General features: G+C 35.2%; 19 protein-coding genes. 7 read left to right on the top strand and 12 right to left on the bottom strand.

Features of this window, described 5'->3' with window-relative positions; genetic code table 11:
* Positions 1–67 precede the first annotated feature (67 nt).
* From sdaAA to PHX18_08325, 3 genes are all read right to left on the bottom strand, one after another.
* Positions 68–952 (bottom strand): L-serine ammonia-lyase, iron-sulfur-dependent, subunit alpha, encoded by an 885-nt coding sequence (gene sdaAA, locus PHX18_08335; protein ID MDD3594619.1) that lies wholly within the window; start codon positions 950–952, stop codon positions 68–70.
* Position 953: 1 nt separating this feature from the next.
* Complete coding sequence (sdaAB, locus tag PHX18_08330) at positions 954–1,628, bottom strand: L-serine ammonia-lyase, iron-sulfur-dependent subunit beta (GenBank protein MDD3594618.1); 675 nt, start codon at positions 1,626–1,628, stop codon at positions 954–956.
* Positions 1,629–1,883: 255 nt separating this feature from the next.
* Positions 1,884–2,198: a DUF167 domain-containing protein gene (locus tag PHX18_08325; protein MDD3594617.1), complete on the bottom strand. Its 315-nt coding sequence runs from the start codon at positions 2,196–2,198 to the stop codon at positions 1,884–1,886.
* Positions 2,199–2,229: 31 nt separating this feature from the next.
* On the opposite strand from PHX18_08325, the gene PHX18_08320 reads away from it, so the two are divergent.
* Positions 2,230–4,383: a bifunctional (p)ppGpp synthetase/guanosine-3',5'-bis(diphosphate) 3'-pyrophosphohydrolase gene (locus PHX18_08320; GenBank protein ID MDD3594616.1), complete on the top strand. Its 2,154-nt coding sequence runs from the start codon at positions 2,230–2,232 to the stop codon at positions 4,381–4,383.
* On the opposite strand, the gene PHX18_08315 is transcribed toward PHX18_08320, so the two are convergent.
* The 7 genes from PHX18_08315 to fliW form a co-directional block, all read right to left on the bottom strand.
* Entirely contained in the window at positions 4,384–5,310 is a 927-nt protein-coding gene (locus PHX18_08315; GenBank protein ID MDD3594615.1) for an asparaginase, read from the bottom strand.
* Positions 5,310–6,071, bottom strand: a complete 762-nt coding sequence (locus tag PHX18_08310) for a hypothetical protein (GenBank protein ID MDD3594614.1) — start codon at positions 6,069–6,071, stop codon at positions 5,310–5,312. Before PHX18_08310 ends, PHX18_08315 begins: the two co-directional genes overlap by 1 nt.
* A gap of 10 nt (positions 6,072–6,081) precedes the next feature.
* Positions 6,082–6,708 (bottom strand): response regulator, encoded by a 627-nt coding sequence (locus PHX18_08305; protein ID MDD3594613.1) that lies wholly within the window; start codon positions 6,706–6,708, stop codon positions 6,082–6,084.
* An 86-nt stretch (positions 6,709–6,794) separates the two neighbouring features.
* Complete coding sequence (locus PHX18_08300; GenBank protein ID MDD3594612.1) at positions 6,795–7,007, bottom strand: hypothetical protein; 213 nt, start codon at positions 7,005–7,007, stop codon at positions 6,795–6,797.
* A gap of 70 nt (positions 7,008–7,077) precedes the next feature.
* Positions 7,078–7,788 (bottom strand): hypothetical protein, encoded by a 711-nt coding sequence (locus tag PHX18_08295; protein ID MDD3594611.1) that lies wholly within the window; start codon positions 7,786–7,788, stop codon positions 7,078–7,080.
* Positions 7,781–8,080 carry a carbon storage regulator CsrA gene (csrA, locus tag PHX18_08290; protein MDD3594610.1) on the bottom strand — a complete coding sequence of 100 codons (300 nt, stop codon included), beginning with the start codon at positions 8,078–8,080 and terminating at the stop codon, positions 7,781–7,783. The genes PHX18_08295 and csrA overlap by 8 nt, the downstream gene beginning before the upstream one ends.
* 2 nt (positions 8,081–8,082) lie before the next feature.
* The gene (gene fliW / locus PHX18_08285) at positions 8,083–8,517 is read right to left on the bottom strand and encodes a flagellar assembly protein FliW (GenBank protein ID MDD3594609.1); all 435 of its coding nucleotides are present in this window, start codon (positions 8,515–8,517) and stop codon (positions 8,083–8,085) included.
* A gap of 215 nt (positions 8,518–8,732) precedes the next feature.
* On the opposite strand from fliW, the gene PHX18_08280 reads away from it, so the two are divergent.
* Positions 8,733–9,017 (top strand): hypothetical protein, encoded by a 285-nt coding sequence (locus PHX18_08280; protein ID MDD3594608.1) that lies wholly within the window; start codon positions 8,733–8,735, stop codon positions 9,015–9,017.
* Positions 9,018–9,047: 30 nt separating this feature from the next.
* The gene (locus tag PHX18_08275) at positions 9,048–9,986 is read left to right on the top strand and encodes a 4Fe-4S binding protein (GenBank protein MDD3594607.1); all 939 of its coding nucleotides are present in this window, start codon (positions 9,048–9,050) and stop codon (positions 9,984–9,986) included.
* A gap of 2 nt (positions 9,987–9,988) precedes the next feature.
* On the opposite strand, the gene PHX18_08270 is transcribed toward PHX18_08275, so the two are convergent.
* A complete protein-coding gene (locus tag PHX18_08270; protein MDD3594606.1) occupies positions 9,989–10,204 on the bottom strand; it encodes a hypothetical protein in 216 nt (71 codons plus the stop codon).
* Between the two features lie 133 nt (positions 10,205–10,337).
* Here PHX18_08270 and PHX18_08265 point away from each other — a divergent pair, with 133 nt between their 5' ends.
* On the top strand, positions 10,338–10,532 hold the full coding sequence (locus PHX18_08265; GenBank protein ID MDD3594605.1) for a hypothetical protein: 195 nt from the start codon (positions 10,338–10,340) through the stop codon (positions 10,530–10,532).
* Between the two features lie 21 nt (positions 10,533–10,553).
* Here PHX18_08265 and rocD read toward each other — a convergent pair whose 3' ends face one another.
* Complete coding sequence (gene rocD / locus PHX18_08260; protein MDD3594604.1) at positions 10,554–11,744, bottom strand: ornithine--oxo-acid transaminase; 1,191 nt, start codon at positions 11,742–11,744, stop codon at positions 10,554–10,556.
* 121 nt (positions 11,745–11,865) lie between these two features.
* Between rocD and PHX18_08255 the strand changes: the two genes are divergently transcribed.
* From PHX18_08255 to PHX18_08245, 3 genes are all read left to right on the top strand, one after another.
* Complete coding sequence (locus PHX18_08255) at positions 11,866–12,912, top strand: Fic family protein (GenBank protein ID MDD3594603.1); 1,047 nt, start codon at positions 11,866–11,868, stop codon at positions 12,910–12,912.
* A 53-nt stretch (positions 12,913–12,965) separates the two neighbouring features.
* Positions 12,966–13,679, top strand: a complete 714-nt coding sequence (locus PHX18_08250) for a type II secretion system protein (protein ID MDD3594602.1) — start codon at positions 12,966–12,968, stop codon at positions 13,677–13,679.
* 227 nt (positions 13,680–13,906) lie between these two features.
* On the top strand, positions 13,907–14,134 hold the full coding sequence (locus PHX18_08245; protein ID MDD3594601.1) for a hypothetical protein: 228 nt from the start codon (positions 13,907–13,909) through the stop codon (positions 14,132–14,134).
* The last annotated feature ends 40 nt before the right edge of the window (positions 14,135–14,174 follow it).

Below are 14,174 nucleotides of genomic sequence, written 5' to 3'. Positions count from 1 at the left end.
TAGAGATAACTTGGTAACTTTACCCTGAAAAATATGATTTTTTATCCGCCCAAGCGGTTAATCCCGATTATTCAAACCATTGTTTGTTAAGTTTTTCGCTGATTTTTTTACCTGTTTTGGTGGTTGCAAGACCGCCTTGTGAGGTTTCTTTGAGCAAGGGCGACATTAAAATCCCTGTTTGAGCAAGTGCATCAACTACTTCATCAACAGGAATAACGCTTTTAATCCCTGACATAGCTAATTCGGCTGCTACACTTGCATGAACAGCCATAAAAGAATTTCTTTTTACGCAAGGTACTTCAACAAGCCCTGCCACAGGGTCACAAGTTAAGCCCAGTACGTTTTTTAATGCCAGAGCAGCAGCGTTCAGAATTTTGCTTAAGCTGCCGCCGAGCATTTGAACAATAGCCGCCGCTGCCATAGCCGCGGCGGCTCCGCATTCTGCCTGACAGCCGCCGCAGGCGCCTGCAAGGGCTGTTTTTTGTGCGATGATTTTTCCTACGGCTCCTGCAATAATCAGTCCTTCAATTTGTTTTTCTTCGTTTAAACCTAATTCCTCACCGTAAGCTGTCAGTACCGCAGGAACAATTCCGCAGGAGCCGGCTGTCGGACAGGCTGCAATTTTGCCCATCCTTGCGTTTTGTTCGGCGCTGCTCATTGCATAAACAATTATTTTATTATAAAGAGGGTTAAAATTAGAGCGCTTATCCAATTTTTTATTTAGCTGTTTTGCACCGCTTCCCGCCATTTTACTCTGCGTTTTTTCTTCGTTTTTAAGCCCGTCTTTAATAGCTTGCTTCATTATATAAAGAGTGCTTTTTAACGAATTGAAAAAGTCTTCTTTTGATATTTCGGTATTAACCAGCTCTATTTCAATAATCAGGTCTAAAAGCGACTTCTCCTGCTCTTCGCAAATGTTTTTCAGTTCTTCAAAACGGGTCGGATTAAGCATTTTATTTCCTTAATTTATCTATATTTCTTACTGTATAAATATCTTGTATTTTGGCTAATTTTTTCCCGACTATATTGTTGTCGAGCGGGGTATCAAGAGAAATAGTCATAGAAGCGGTTTCACCTTTGTTAGTACGGCTGCAGGACAAATTGGCTATATTAATTCCGTTTTCCTGAATTATGGAAGTTACTTTGGAAATCATGCCCGGTTTGTCCTTGTAGACCAAAAACAATGTAAAGTAATCTCCTTGCAAATTGGCTTCAAATCCGTCGATGGAAGTAATTCTTATCTCACCTGCCCCAAGGGAATCAGCGGTGATTTTCATGCGTTTTTTGCCGTCAAAGAATATTATATCGCAGGAATTCGGGTGGCGTTCAGGCGCTTGTAAATAATCAAAACTAACTTTTAAATTTTTTTGTTTTGCTGTTTGGAATGAATTTTTTATATTTTCATCATCCACACCAAGTCCTAAAATTCCTGCCAGAATACTTTTATCCGTGCCATGACCCTTACCTGTTTGGGCAAAGGAGTTGTAAAGGTTTATTTGTACGCTTTTAGGCAGTTCTTCATAAATTTTGCCCGCAAGAAAACCTATCCTTGCAGCACCTGCAGTGTGTGAACTTGACGGTCCGACCATCGCGGGACCTATTATGTCTAATAGAGAAATGTATTTCATTAATCTGACCCCATATTGCCAAAATGGTAGCACTTTTTCGGGGTTTTATCAAGCAGGCATGAGAAAGCGCGGGAGGAAAGAAACGGGAAGTTTGGCGGCAGATCGGAGGTTAAAGAAGCCTGCGGCAACGCAGGACCGATTTTAATAAAAAAAGGATATAATCGGGTAAAAACCCTATATATCCTATGCATGACGTATTAAAGTAATTAGTATTTGTATAAATACTTTACCGCATAATTATATATGTTTTAAAAATTAAATGCAAGAGGGGTAATCGTAAAGTATTTTTAAAAATTCTTTTTTTGAAATATCGATAAAAATCGTTTTTAATTTTCCCTGTTCTCCGTGCAAAATTTTCACCGAACTTTTAGGAACTTTGAACATTTTTGAGAGGATTAAAATAATTTCTTTGTTTGCTTTTCCTTCAACAGGCGGGGCGTAAAGCTTTATTTTTATGAACTCTTCGTTGATTTCGGTAATTTTGGAGCAGGAAGAATTAGGAACAGCTTTAATCTGAAAGACAATTCCGTTATTTTTTTCTGAAATTTTTAGCGTGTTTGTATTTTGCATAAGTTAAAAAAAGTTGTAAAATAAGAATACCATGTCAACAAATGTTTATAAACAACTGGAAACAATATTAAAAAAACAAGACAGAAGTCAGGAAGAAATTGACAGAATTCGCTTTGCGTTCGATTTTTCGTTTTCTCATCATGACGGTCAATACAGAGCAAGCGAAGAACCCTACATAATACACCCTGTCGAAGTAGCAAAAATTCTGGCGGAATTTAAGGCAGATGTCCAGACAATTACAGCAGCTCTTTTGCATGATATTTTAGAAGATACTGATGTAAAACCGCAGGAAATTCAAGAGAAATTCGGCGATGATGTTCTCAAGCTTGTAAATGGCGTAACAAAACTGGGAAAACTCGAGTTTAAATCTAACGAAGAGCGGCAGGCAGAGAACTTCAGAAAAATGTTTATTTCTATGGCGGATGATATGAGGGTCATTTTGCTCAAACTGGCAGATAGACTTCATAATATGCGCACGCTTAACCATATGCCGCAAGCTAAACAAAAGAAAATAGCGCAGGAAACGCTTGAAATTTTTGCCCCTCTTGCAAACAGATTAGGTATCGGCAGAATTAAAGCAGAGCTTGAAGATTTGTCTTTGCGCTATACAGAGCCGGAAAAATATTACGAAGTGGCAAAAAACGTTGCCCAAACAAAAGCCGAAAGAGATGAGATTGTCCAAACCATTGTAGATAAAATAAACAACGCGCTTTTGCAGGTGGATATAAAAGCAAAAATAAAAGGCAGGGCAAAGCATTATTATAGTATTTATAACAAAATGAAACGACAGCAGAAGGATTATCACGAGCTTTTTGATATTACGGCGGTAAGGGTAATAGTTGATAATATAAAAGAATGCTACGAAGTCTTAGGCATAATCCATTCGACCTTTAAACCGATTCCGGGCAGGTTTAAAGATTATATAGCTATGCCCAAAAGCAATCTCTACCGTTCTTTGCATACGTCCGTGATAGGACCGAGAGGCAAACCTGTTGAAATTCAGATAAGAACACAGCAAATGCACGAAGAAGCAGAGTTCGGTATTGCTGCGCACTGGAAGTACAAAGAATCGGGTTCAGTCAAAGTTTTAAGCAAAGAGAGTTCTTTTACCTGGCTGCGTAAGCTGGCGGAAGTTCAGGAAAATGCAAAAGATGCCAAAGAATATGTTGATTTGGTTAAGTTGGATTTATTTGCAGACCAGGTATTTGTGTTTACGCCGATGGGTGATGTTATAGACTTACCCAACGGTGCTACTCCGATTGATTTTGCGTACCGTGTACACACAGAAGTAGGACACAAAACCGTGGGGGCTAAAATTAACGGTAGGATTGTGCCGCTTGATACCAAACTTTTGACAGGCGATTTTGTGGAAATTATAACCTCCAAAACCTCTAACCCTAAACTTGATTGGATAAATTTTGCCTCGTCAAATAATGCCAAGTCAAAAATAAAACTTTGGTTTAAAAAGAACAAAAAAGAAGAGTATGAGGCGCTTGGCAGAGAAATTCTCGAACATGAGCTGACAAAAAATAAATTTGAAGAATACTTAAAGACTGACGAGTTCACAAAAGTAGCCAAAGAACTTAATTACACTTCCGCAGATGATTTATTTTCGGCTCTTGGTTATGGCGAAATTTCACTGCATAAAATAGCCAATAAGCTGCCAAAACTCGGCAAACAGGAAGATGAAGTTAAAATAAAAGCGCCAAGGAAGTTCAAAGATACCAAACGCGATATTATCGGTCTTGAAGGAATGCTGTATCATATTTCACGATGCTGTTCCCCTATTCCCGGAGAGCCTATAGTGGGAGCTGTTACAAGAAGCAGGGGGGTCAGCGTACACAGGATAGACTGCCCGGCGCTCAATTCTATACCGCCTGAAAGACTTATGAATATTAAATGGTCAGGGGTGGAAGTTAATAAAATATATACCGTTCCCATAAAGGTTGAAACTCATGACAAGGTTGGAGTGCTTCAAGAAGTACTGGGCAAAATAGCTGATAATAAAACCAATATTTTATACGCAAATGTTACAACCAAACAGCGTAAAATCGGTACAATAGATTTGGGCTTGGAAATAAAAGACATAGACAATCTTAATCGGATTATGAATGCGCTCAGCGCTCTGCCTGATGTGATTTCAGTAACACGAACACAATCACAAAATGCCAGAAAATACAAATAATTAAAATAAAACCCTGGTATCAACTATTTTTTGCTCTTTTAAAAAGCCTTTTTCAACCCAGCTTAATTTTTCAAAAAGCGCCAAGACCGCCGTACTTCTTGCCGTCATATCGTCAGACAAAACCTTGATGGCGGCACTTTGCCCGATTTCTGAATTAAAAGCCAAAAGCAGCCCTTCTGCTCCTGTTTTGGCAAATATTTTACCGTTTGAAGCCTCAATAATCAGGGTATCAAATCTTTGCATACCGCCAAAAAGGAACGGATATTTCAGGCAGGCTTCAAGAATTTTTTTGCCGTTTTTATCGTTATAAAGGTTTGATAAACCCGCTGCCATATTTTTAAGCGGCATTGCAAGCACAGGGGTTGAGCAGCCGTCTTTTGCCGTGATTTCTTCTTCAAATTCACATAATTCTAAAGTCTGTTTGATAATTTGCCTTTGGACAGGATGGTTAATATCCGTATAATTTTTTATATCCAAGCCCAAAACCCTGCAAACAGCGAGCATACCACAGTGCTTTCCGCTACAGTTATGTAGGATTTTTTGAGGTGCAACATCGTTTTTTATCATATTTAGATAAGCTGCTTTATCTAAAGGGTAACTTGCAGGACAAAGCAAATCCTCCGCGGTGCAGTTTATTTTGGCTAAAATTTCTTTCACTGTTCTTGAATGTGCTTCTGTACCTGAATGCGAACCGCTTATAACTGCCAGATGTTCTTCGTTTAAATCATAAGTATTAAAAGCTCCGCTTATTAGTATATTTAAAGCTTGAAATGGTTTTTGGGCAGAGCGGAAAATAAAATTGTCGTTTTGATTTGAAAATTCAAAGACCGTGTTTTTATTTTTGTCTATAACAACGATAGAACCCATATAGGCTTTTTCGACTATGTTATTTCTTGTATATTCAATAATAGTCTTATGCTGCACCATTATGATTTAGGCAAATTCAAAATTTTTCTAAGCTGGTCTTTGAGAATTTTATTTTCTTTTAAAATTCTTTCATTCAGAAGCTTAATTCGCATAAGTTCAGACTCTGTTTCACCTTCAATTTCTTCCGAAGTATATTTAGAGCTTTTCAGAATAAAGCGGCGTCTGCTTTCTTCTTTGAAGCGGATAAGAGCCTTTACTTCTTCTTCTCTGATATATTCAAGATTAACCAATATAGTAGCAACCCCGACTTTTTCACCTGTAGCTTTTTCGATTTTTTCCTGCTGGGTCAGAACTTCCTGCAGCTGTTCTATTGAGATACGTCCTGTTCTTACGAAATATTCGCCAAGACGTGTTTCTCCGCTGATGTAGCGTACCATTTCTATTATTTTCTCGGAAGCAGTTTTTTTAATCAGTTCTTTATCAAGACAGTTGGTAAATATTTCCGCCATTTCCTGCAATTTCCAGTAATTTTTAACCGCAATCTCTACAATAGTAAGCCCGTTAATAGAATCCTGCATAAATGTATAACATTTTTCATCTAATTTTAAAGTTCGTTGTTCAAATTCTTTTTTGCCGTTGTAAGTAAGTTCTGCTTTATGCAGTTGGAAAATATCTTCAATAGCAACATTATTGAGATATGCATCCGTGATTTCTTCCTCCAGCTTATATTTCAGGTAAACATACAGAGTTTGTTTAATCCAAATCGGCATGGTTAGAATATCCGTTATAAATTGGGTTAATTTTGTAGAGGGTTTTTCCATTTTATATTCCTTACTTACAATAAGTTATAAGTTCATTTTGCCAGCCGTGGGTTTTTTCTATATAAAAGTCTGCGCCGCGATTTTTGCAGTTAATCTTGTAATCAGATTTCGAAGAAGCGGTCATAACAACAATTTTTGTATCCAGCTTGCATAACAGGACTAATTTTTTTAGTTCATCAAGCAGTAAAAACCCTTCTTTTTCAGTAGGTAAAAATAAATCCATTATCACATAACCGAAATCTTTTTTCTTAAATTTCATAATACAGTCGCTTACTCTGTTAGAAGTAGTAACTTCAAACCCCATTTTTTTGAATAACAACTCAAGCTGGTAAACAATAACCCCTAAATCATCAACTATTAAAACAGAACGCGGACGAGTTTGTTCTACCCCGCCTTTTAGAAACTCATTTACAACTGTTGTATTTTGTTTGGAAGCAGCAGCATCCTGTGCAGGCTCCGCCGCAGCATTTGGCTGTGATTGAAGTTTAGTCATCTTGTCCTTCAATGTGTTTGCCATCTTCATAAGCTCTTCGTTGCTTATATTCTCAGGCACGGGAATACCCGCCAGCCCAAAAAGCGTCTTAATGGTGTTATCATCTATTTCAAGACCGGGTTTTTCTTCTTTTTCGTCGCTCATAGTCTTCCTACACTCTTCTTCTATAAACTCATTATATACGAGCCTCAACTTCAAGTCAAAGTAGATACATCTTTTATGCTATCTGCTTATTTAAATATATACCACCACTTTTTAGAGGATAAACACTTTTTGTGTTGTGAATTAAGAATTTGTATAATTTCAGCCAATTCTTTATCCGTTAAATCAAAGTGCAGTTTCAATTGCGATAAATAATTATTTATAGACTTAAGCACCCTGTCTTTTTTTAGAGCAGGGGTTTTAAAGATTTCATCCTTAAAATTCTGATTCTTACTCATCATAAACCTTCAAAATGCATAGTCCGTAAAAACAACTTAGTTGTTTTTTGTTTATTTTTCATTCATAAAAAGTTTAATCCGATAGAATAGTTTTTGAGATTTGCTCAAGCAGTTCTCTTGCAGGGAGATAGTGATTACTCAGGGCTAGTGCGGTTGACAGATAACGCTTGGCATCTTGTATTTCTCCTCTGTCAATACAGTAAAGCCCGTGCAAATAATAAATTTCGGGGTCTTTTTGGGTAAAGTCCAAAGCTCTTTGCAAAAACTCGAATGCCAAGTCAGGATAATTATTGTACAAAAAAGCTTTTGCAAAAATTTTATAGGATTCGGGGTTAATGTCAAAAAACAGTTCATTATAGTCTAAAAGCTTCTGAATATAGTCAATCAGCCCTAATTTTATAAAAAGCGATAAATCTTTTTCCAAAAAACATTTTATCTGCATATAGCCCGGTATGGTTTTAATTTCGGAGGTAAATAATTCGCACATTGTTTTTTGCCAAAGTGCGGCGCCTGATACGTCAGCCAGCTGGATTATTTCATAAGCTTTTTGCGGGTCATGATTTAGCAGCAGTGCATAAGAAGCATGGTAAAATTTTTTCACCCGGTAAAACAAATCCGCTGCTTTGTCATACTCTTTTAGCCCGAAGAAGATATGTGCTTTAAATTCTAAAAAATCATTTTCACCGGAAAAAGCAGATTCCTCTATAAAATCCATGGCATGTAAGAAATCTTTTTCTTTAAAAATTAACGTTTGCAAAAAATTGATTTGCTCTTGTTTATTCATCTTTCGGCTTTTTTACGGTAATTTTGTTTAATTTATCAGACATTGAATCATTAATTTTCAAGCCCGTTTTAAGCATATCGATTGCCACTGAGATATCATCAAGGCTTGTTTGATTGGCAGTTTTGAGGTTTTCCTGCTTAATTTCTTCATAAATTTCATGTCTGTATATAGTAACATTGCGCGGAGCTTCGATGCCAAGCTTGACGGTGTCGCCTTTTACTTCAAGTACAACAACTTCTATATCGTCATTTATTATAATTTTTTGTCCTGTTTTTCTACTTAATACAAGCATTTTTACTCCTTTGAAGCAAAAAGTTTATGCTTTACCGAGAAATCCGTATTGCTAAGTACCAGTTGCATAGCTTTTTTATTATTAATGTTTACTACTATAGGCGCTACTAAATTAACAGTGGCTTCTTGGGGCTGACCTTTCGGAATATTTGTTATATTTAAAGATAAAATATCATCAGCATTTCCTGCCTGAAGCAATGCTACTTTTTCATCGGGGATTGTGAACTGATAATTAATTCCGAAAAAAGCAGGGATAGTAACAGGCAATGCCAGTTCAAGGTTTTCAATTGATTGAAGCCATTTGAACGGGGAATCATTGTCATAATCCACCAGCGCAAACTTCTTTAAATCTTCATATCCTAAAATAGGCTCTACAAAATCAAATATATAATCTTCGTTAACTTCGACCTCGCCGAATTTTGTTGTATTTAAAATCATAATTTTAACCATAAAAATAAAGTCTTTAACTATTAAAACATAAGTTTGGGGATTTGGCTTACTTTAAGCGTATGATTTTACAAAAAATAATTTTAAGACACCTGCTACATGTCGGATTAATTAAGTTGCATGAATTGTAAAATATTGTTAATAAACAGGCAAAAAATTTTATGTTATTATTTAATATAAATGTAACTAAAAAAGAGTAATGAAAAATGGCTAAGCGTAATTTTAAATACGTAAAAAATATAAATAGTTCAAGCGCTAAATACAAGCTGTTCTTGTATTCAGGGATTAAAGACTACTCAAATAAATCAAAATATATTGACTTGATTTGTGAAGAACCTGAAAATAAAGTATCTGCAACGGAACAGCTGAATACCATTATTGAAGAAGCTTTGGTTAAAGAATTCTCACCTTCAATTAAAAATTCGCCGAACTTCCAATTGCTTGTTGATGCAGTGGCCTACAAACTTAAAAAGAATTCCTTAAAAGCTTAATACTGATGTCTTACGTGAAATAATTGTGTTATGCTTGATAATATGAGCAATATTTTTTCGCAAAAAAACATCAAGATTATTTTGGGTGCAAATAACCAAAACCCAAAAAGAATAAAAAAAACCGTAAAGGTCTACGCTCTTGCGGGAGTGAGGGTATTTGATACTGGTGCGGATAAAAAAATAATTAAAAAGACTAAAAAAATCCTGGAAAAGATTTATCCTGATAAAGATTTTCATATATGCGCAAGCATAACACTAAGCGATGATGTGCATAGCAAAACCGCCCATATTAATAAAGATAAATGCGTTCAATGCAAAAAATGTGTCAAAAAATGCCCGCATAAAGCTATAACACACAATATTAAGGTAGATGAAAAAAGCTGCATCGGCTGCGGAGTTTGCGTTAAAGTCTGCCCTAAAAACGCAATTAAATTAAAGGACAATGCAAAAACCTTTGAAGAACAGTTCAAAGAAATACCGACAAAAAGCGTTAATTACATTGAAATCCATACTAACGGCAAAAACGCCGATTTGGCGGAATGTTTTGAGTTTTTAAAGGACAATTTTGACGGTGAAATCGGAATTTGTATAAGTTCTTCTCAAACTCCTGCGGAAAAAATTGAAATAATAGAAAAAGTAAAACAAATAATTGCCCCCCAAAAGTTGATAGTACAAGCTGACGGCAGCTCAATGAGCGGATTTGACAATAGAGAAGAAACAACGCAAAAGGCAATTGAAGAATGCAAAAACTTTCAAAATATATCAGATATTATACTTATCGCTTCAGGCGGCACAAACAGCAAAACAATGAAACTTGCCGGGCAGCAAGGGCTGAAACTTGACGGTATAGCGTTAGGCACTTATGCAAGATTATTGATAAAAGATTATGTACTAGCGGGCAAATCCAAGCCCAAGCTATTGCCTGCCGTTGAAATTGCCAAAAACCTGGTTAAAGAATTGGAGAAGTAAAATTATTCTTCTTTTTCGAATTTTATTTTATATCCCAAAATATCTGCAATTAAAGCAACCTGATTATATGGAATAGAACCGTTTCTTAATTTTTTAGATAAGTTATCAAGCGTATAACTTTTATTGAGTGCTTTACCCAACTCAATAGCAAGTTCTTTCATCATTAAATCTTCTTGCGCAAGTAATGATTTTATTTGTTCTCTGGCTTTTAAATTCATGTCTATAATTATAATTATTAAGCTATCAATTGACAAATAAAGCTATTTAATATATTATTAAAGCTTAATAAGACTAATAATAGCGATATTAAGCTATTTTCGGAAATATAACTTAACAAAAGGAAGTATAAGAATGAATAGAAAAAATTTTCTTGTAAAAACAAACCAATTAATATCAGAAAAAATTCTTGAAGTAAATGCTGTTTTAAATGCTTTATCTTACTTAGAACAAAGTTCTTACCCCTCAAATGTATTATTGGAAATAGCAACGAAAAAACTTACCGGTATATTCAATAAAATTGAAAGAACAAGGAAATTTTTAAAGTAATAACTAATGTATGTTATATTTCTATTCAAAAACTTCTTTAAAAGCTTTAATCGCAAAGTCTATTTCGTCTTTTGTAATCACTAAAGGAGGGGCTATACGAATGATGTTTTCGTGGGTTTCTTTGACCAAAATCCCGTATTCTTTAAACAGTCTTTCGCAGTAAGGACGGGCTAAAGTATTTAACTCTATCGCTATAAAAAGCCCTCTGCCTCTGATTTCTTTAATGGCATCGGAGCGTATTTCTTTAAGTTTGCTTATAAAGTATTCACCGAGTTCTTTGGATTTTTCAATCAGATTTTCTTCCACAACAACATCTAATGCCGCCATAGCAATAGCTGCAGCCAAAGGATTTCCGCCAAAGGTTGAACCATGTTCGCCGGGTTTGTAGATATCCAAAACATCTTTGTCGGCTAAAACCGCTGAAATCGGATAAAATCCGCCTGATAACGCTTTGCCGACCGTTACCATATCAGGTCTTATACCTTCATGTTCAAATGCAAACATTTTGCCTGTTCTGCCAAATCCGGTTTGAATTTCATCCAAAATCATAAGAATATTATTCTTGCTGCAAAGTTCTCTGATACTTTTTAAATACCCTTCCGGCGGGATTTTTATACCGGCTTCGCCCTGGATAGGTTCAAGCATAACAGCTGCGGTGTTTTCGTTTATAAGGTTTTCTATTGCTTTTAAGTCGCCGTACTGTGCGATTTTAAACCCCGGCATGAAAGGTCCGAATTCTTTTCTTGCCCCTTCATCAGTAGAAAAACTCACTATAGTACTTGTTCTGCCGTGGAAATTTTCTGAACATACTATGATTTCAGCGTTGTTTTCGCTTATTCCTTTTTTTTGATATCCCCATTTTCGGGCGGTTTTGATTGCCGTTTCAACAGCTTCCGCACCGCTGTTCATAGGAAGAATTTTCTCAAAGCCTGTCAGTTTAGAGATTTTTTCGTAATATTCCGGCAATTTATTGTTTCTAAAGGCTCTTGAGGTTAAAGTAACTTTTTGCGCCTGCTCTGTCATCGCCTGCATGATTTTGGGGTGGCAATGTCCCTGATTAACAGCTGAATAAGCACTCAGGCAGTCTAAGTATTTTTTGCCTTCGACGTCATAAACCCAAACTCCTGAAGCCTTTTCTACAACAACATCAAGCGGTTTATAATTGCTTACACCGTAGTGTTTTTCTAACTCTATATAATCCTGCGCCTTCATTTTATCTCTCCGGTAACTTTGCAACCTGATTATAGCACATCTTTGGCAAAAGCTTGAACTTATCGTTTCAATATGATACGATAATACAATAACAATGATACGATAATACAAGGCATTTTCTATGCAACTTACTAAACGTCAGTCTAAAATTTTTGATTTCATAAACGAAAATCAATCTGTTAAAAGAGCAGAAGTTGAAAATTATATTAACTCTGTTGATGAAAAAATCTCCAAAGTTACAATAATCAGAGATTTAGAAGCACTGTTAAAAAACAATTTAATAAAAAAATCGGGAAAAGCAAGAAGCATTGCATATCACCCTGCCCAATCAAATGAGCTTTTAAGAAAATATAACGTTACCGATTATTTTAACGAAGATACAGATACAAGAAAAATAAAATATACACGATTCAACTTTGATATATTTACAAAATTAAAGAAGATATTTAATTCACAAGAAATTTTACAACTGGAAAAAATTAACGGTATTTACAGGGAAAAAATTGGTAAATTAAGCCCTGCTGTTTTAAGAAAAGAGTTTGAGAGGATTCTTATTGAATTGAGCTGGAAATCTTCTCAAATCGAAGGCAATACTTACTCTCTTTTAGATACAGAAGTTTTAGTTAAAGACAATATTGAAGCGGAAGGGCACAAAAAAGAGGAAGCTTTTATGATACTAAATCATAAGAAGGCATTAGAATATATTTTCGAAAACAGCGGGTATTATAAGACACTCACATTAAAAAAAATTGAAGAATTGCACATTATTTTAACCGCCGATTTAAATGTTAATAAGGGGTTAAGAACTTCGCCCGTGGGAATTGTGGGTACTAATTATAAGCCATTGGATAATAAACACCAAATAAAAGAAGCTATGGAAAAACTTATCAAAAAAATAAACGAAACCGAAAATATTATAGCAAAAGCACTAATAACGGTTTTAATGATTTCTTATATACAGCCTTTTGAAGACGGCAATAAAAGAACAGGAAGGATTTTGGCAAATGCAATACTGTTTGCAAATGAGTATTGTCCTCTTTCATACAGAAGCATAAAAGAAAGCGAATACAAAAAAGCCGTTATCCTCTTTTATGAAAATAATAGTCTTGAATATTTCAAAAATTTGTTTATGGAACAGTTTAAATTTGCCGTGGATAAATATTTTTAAGCTGAAGATATTAAAACTTTATCCTTTATAAAAACTCTGCTAAAATAAAAACTATGAATAAAGGAGAAAATACAAAAGCATTTACATTAGCAGAAGTTTTGATAACATTGCTGGTTATAGGTGTACTTGCTATGACAACTATTCCGAGCCTTTTGCAATCTTGGGAAGAAAGAGAAACCATAACTAAATTAAAAAAAACTTATTCTATTTTGCAACAAGCATATCAACTTGCTGTGGTTGAAAACGGCTCACCAAGCACTTGGACAAATAATACTTATTATTTAAGAGAATTAAGACCTTTTTTAAAATTAGCGGATACTGGTGGAGTATTTCAGCATTGTTGCTTTTATGATGGAAATTACAAATATCTGGACGGACGAGAAATCTCTACTTGGGGGTCATTATATAAAATAAATTGGGATAAATTATTATTAATAGATGGCGTTGCCCTTTTGACCTTTAGTACAGATGCAACTTGTTCGTTAGACTCTTATATTTCAAATCCTTCAACTTGTGCAATAATTATGGCGGATATAAATGGTGCTAAACCGCCTAACCAAAATGGAAAAGATTGTTTTTATTTTGGATTAACCGAAAAAGGTATTATACCTCTTGGCGGAAATTCTCCGGGAATGTTATTTTCACATAACAGTTATTGCAGAAGTATATCTTCAAGTGGTTTTAGCTGCGCAAGATGGGTAATTGAACGCGGGAATATGGAGTATCTGCATAAAATGAGAAGCTTAGAAGCTGAGATGGTTAAATAGCTGTCTTTGCGAGTGCCAAAGGCACCTTTATTGTTGTCGCTTATGTATTTAATTTGCAAAACTGTCATTACGAGCGGTAGCGAAGCAATCCAGGGTGTAGATTTGGTTAAAATTAAATCTCAATGTAGTAGAAAATTTCCAATCTAAATATAAGTATAAAGAATTTGTTAATAAACTTTTTTAAAACGGTTTTAGCCCGTATAATAAAAACAGAAGAGAGGTAAATTATGCAAAAAACATTGAAATTGAGAGGACATATTATTGATTCGTTGGTACTATCAAAGCTATTAGATCAAATTAACGCACTTGGAATAGAATGTTATGCCACAAAAGTAGAAGTTGGCAGAAAAAGAGAAGATATTTCTTCTGCAGATTTTGTAATCGAAACAGATGACGAAGCAAAAATGAAAGAAGCATTAGAACTAGCGACAAAACAAGGTGCAACGGAAAACTAATTATGGCAGAAAAAATATTAATGTGTTCACCCGAACACTA

The organism is Candidatus Gastranaerophilales bacterium, from assembly GCA_028696075.1.
In the GTDB taxonomy this organism is placed as follows: domain Bacteria; phylum Cyanobacteriota; class Vampirovibrionia; order Gastranaerophilales; family JAILCC01; genus JAQVHS01.
This window is presented reverse-complemented; position numbering and strand designations above follow the sequence as displayed.